Source organism: Caballeronia sp. (assembly GCF_049581465.1).
Taxonomy (GTDB): Bacteria; Pseudomonadota; Gammaproteobacteria; order Burkholderiales; family Burkholderiaceae; genus Caballeronia.
Window position 1 is genome coordinate 1 of the sequence record NZ_JBAUSA010001186.1, and the last position, 3,512, is coordinate 3,512.

The following is a 3,512-nucleotide window of genomic DNA, read 5'->3' on the forward strand; positions in this document are numbered from 1 at the left end:
GCAGTCGGACGCTCCGACGCCGCTGGCCGCTCCCGTGCATACAAACCTTTCAAAAATCCCGCCGTCAACGCAGTGACCCTCGCCGATGCCGCCGGACTGAACAACGCATGATCAATATCATCGAAAATAGCCGGGCGCACCGCCGGAAACTGCGATAAACGGTTGCCCTTTCTCCCGAAATGCGCCGTCAAAATATCCAGGCCACTGTCAAACGCGCCATACACCAGTAACGTCTGCACTCCCCTGCGTTGCAGCGCGCTCACCACGCCGCGAGGATCGGAAGGCACCGCGTCGACAGCATCAACCTCCGGCCGCACCCGCATCAAATCCACCACGCGCAAGCGTACCCGCGCGGCGACCTGACCCGCCATGAGACGAAAGATCGGCATCAAGCTGCGCTCGCCGCTAAAGATCCGTTTCCAGCGCGAAAGGTGGAACATCGACGACATGTAGCCGGCCACGGAATTGAGCTCCCGCCTCGCTATCGTCTCGGGCGTGAATCCCTCAGGCATATAAAAACTCTGCATGTTCACCGCAATTGCACCCGATAGCGCCGACGTAACCAACGCAGCGCGCACCGCGCTGTACGCACCCGAGCACACGCCAAACGATACAACCCCTTCGTAACCCTGTTCCCTGAGCCAGGCAGCAGCCTGCGCGACATCATCGACGGTATTGGCCGAGTAAATGGCGCTGAACTGGCTTCCCCCCGACAACTCGTCAGGCAACGCGGGACTATCGCCTATGCCGCGTGCATCGAAACGCAGCGACGGAATGCCCTGCCGCGCCATCTCACGGGCAACGCGCACGGAAAGACGACTGTCGCCAATATGCGCGCTCGCCGACGTGTTCGTGATCAATAACACAGGTCCCTTCACTCTCCTGAAACGCGGCTTTGCTAGGACACCGAATAAACCGGCCTCGCCGATTCTCACGGGATACTCGATCGATTCGGGTGTTTTTATTGTAAGGTTCACGTCCCAATCGCTATACGGCATGGCACCGCCCGCACGGGGCTCCGGCGAATGTCCGCCCGTGATCCAGTCGATGGTGGCTGCGAAAACGCTATCCGGCATGTTCGAGAAAGCCGTCTCTTGCAGGAAGGCGATATATCCGTCGAAAGGCCGGCACTCGACTTCCACGCCAAGCACCCCGAGATTCGTGCGCAGGGGTTCGCTGGCGCCAGGCCTGATATCGAAAATTAATGCGCGCGTGGCTAGCCGGGTCACGCTTTCCTTCGACACACGACCCAGGTCCAGTGCGCTCAGCGCAGCCTGGAAATCCTTGCCATAAACCTGTCCGAGAACGTTCAAAGGCGCGTCGGTCGGCTGCGACGCTCGCACGGTCGCCGCGAGCTGGTCGAACCAGGTCTTGCGAACGATCGACAATTCGCGCACGTAACTGCGCCCGTTGACCACCGGCGCCAACAGCACGAGTTCATCGACAGTGCACTCGTGCGCCGCCAGAACGGCAAGCGCGGCTCCCAGTCGAAAGCCGCATAGCGTCACGTGGGTCACGCCGGTGTTCCGCTTGAGTTCTTCAATGGCGGCACGCACGTCGGCCACCGCCGTTTCGAGTTGATCGCTCGCGCCGTCTGCGCCGATCGAATCGCCCGTTCCGCGGTAATCAAAACGCAGCACGCTAACGCCGCGCGCCGACAACGCTTCTGCCAGGTGCCGCATGCCTTTATGGCTCCAGACAGCCTCATGTCCGAATGCGTTGCACAACACGACCCCTCGATTCCCATTCGCCGCGTGCAGCCATCCAAAGCAGCCCTCGAATACGACAGGTTTCATTGGCATTGTCTTACCCACCATTGCGAAATACCCCAACAAATACATTACGGTCTTCTTATTTAATGCGCCGCGTCCGTTTGCCTGAGGGTATTGATATTACGCATACGATTCACCCGAACCGTTAGCCATCGTACATTCAAATGATGATAGCGCTATTGAGACCCTGCGCTTCAAAGTCGCCGATCCTGGGAATGAATGAAAATGCCCTCTTCCACCAGTTCCGGCTTCTGTAGCAGTTCCCGCGCCAGCGCGGCTTCCGGCCGCGCGAGACGGGGCGCCGGTGCAAGCAATTCGCGCCAGCGGCGCCTGAACACTTGCGTGCGGTAATTGCGATCGCAGTACGCTGCGAAGCGCACGGCGGCTTCCAGCACAAGATCCATACTCGACACGGGGTCAATGACGAATTGCTCCAGGCGCGCGTCCTTCATGGCGAGCGCATCGTCGCTGAAACCCAGTCCTTCGTACGCGGCGAGATTACCCACGGGAACGCAGCCATATGAGATAGCCTCGATTACTTTCGATTTGATGCCTCCGCGAAGAAACGTCGGGCATAAAGCGATAGATCCTTGGGTATAAACATCGTCGAGTGTTTTAGCAAAACCGGCGAATACAACATTCGAAACGCTTTCGTACGGTCCTGACATCTTGCCGAAGATGACCAAGGGAATGGGTATTAACAGCCGTCTCCAAAGCGCCACCAGATATTCGATAGCCAGCCGATTTTGCAACTGGCTGTCCGACCCGATGAAGACAAAGCGCAAAGGACTCGACGGACGCATCAATGGCTTCACCAGATCCATCGGCGGTGCAATCACATGAACTTTCTTGCGCGCCGCTTTATTGAGCGACTGCGTGAGCGTCGCGGCGTCAGCGAGAGAAACCAGCGTGACGGCATTCGCGCAATTGACGGCTCTCGATTCATGGCGCTTCAACGCCAGCGCTTCATAACGCAGGACGACGCTTCGAATGAGCTTCGAGTTGACGATCTTGACGAAGGGCTTCGGAATCGATTTGTCGAGGTAACCCGGCGATACCGGCAAAGCCGCCTCGCGCAGGATATTGGCGCGACGCGACATGAGATCGTCGAAGTCGACGATGATCCGGCAACCCGGCACGTTCTCGCGGATCAACACGACGTAGTCAACGAGGCGCACGCCATCGACATAAATAAGGTCCGGCTTGAGTGCGTGAATCGTGTCGAGGAGTGTGCGACGCCTAAGCGCGTTCGAAAACATGGCCACTTGCAACGCACACGGCACGCCGCGCAGCAGGCCCTCGGCGAGGCGAGACGCGGCACCGAGCTTGACCAGGAAGCTGCCCGTTTCAAAGACGGAGCGGATCTTGAATTCGGTCACTTTCGCGTCGGCGCGCAGCGCGTCGCGAATGAAACTCAACGTACGTTCGCGGCCATTGGTTGGTGTTGCCGGGATATCCCGGGTCAGCACCATCAAAACGCGCTTTTTCATAAAGCCTCCAGAGCGGCGAAACAAAGTCGATATTTGGTTTTTGTGCGCATTACCCTTGCCGTCGCGCGCGACTTGCAAAGCGCCAGGGTTGCGTCGACATCCGGAGGGGCCCGGCGATAAAGAAGCTCAAGCATCACGGTCAGCCGGTGCCTGGCGGCGCACAATGCTCGCGTCGCCCGTGATGTGCCGCGGCCGCAAGCAGCACGCGTTCGAATTGTCGAACCTGGTGAGACGGCGTGTATTGCGCCCG

The 3,512-nt window shown here is 59.0% G+C and carries 2 protein-coding genes; both read right to left on the minus strand.

What is annotated here, in order from left to right; all coding sequences use genetic code 11:
* The coding region (locus tag WCA53_RS29030; protein WP_423919229.1) for an alpha/beta hydrolase at positions 1 to 1,796 on the minus strand (1,796 nt) is incomplete at its 3' end.
* Between the two features lie 170 nt (positions 1,797 to 1,966).
* Positions 1,967 to 3,262 carry a glycosyltransferase gene (locus tag WCA53_RS29035; RefSeq protein ID WP_423919232.1) on the minus strand — a complete coding sequence of 432 codons (1,296 nt, stop codon included), beginning with the start codon at positions 3,260 to 3,262 and terminating at the stop codon, positions 1,967 to 1,969.
* Positions 3,263 to 3,512: the final 250 nt, after the last annotated feature.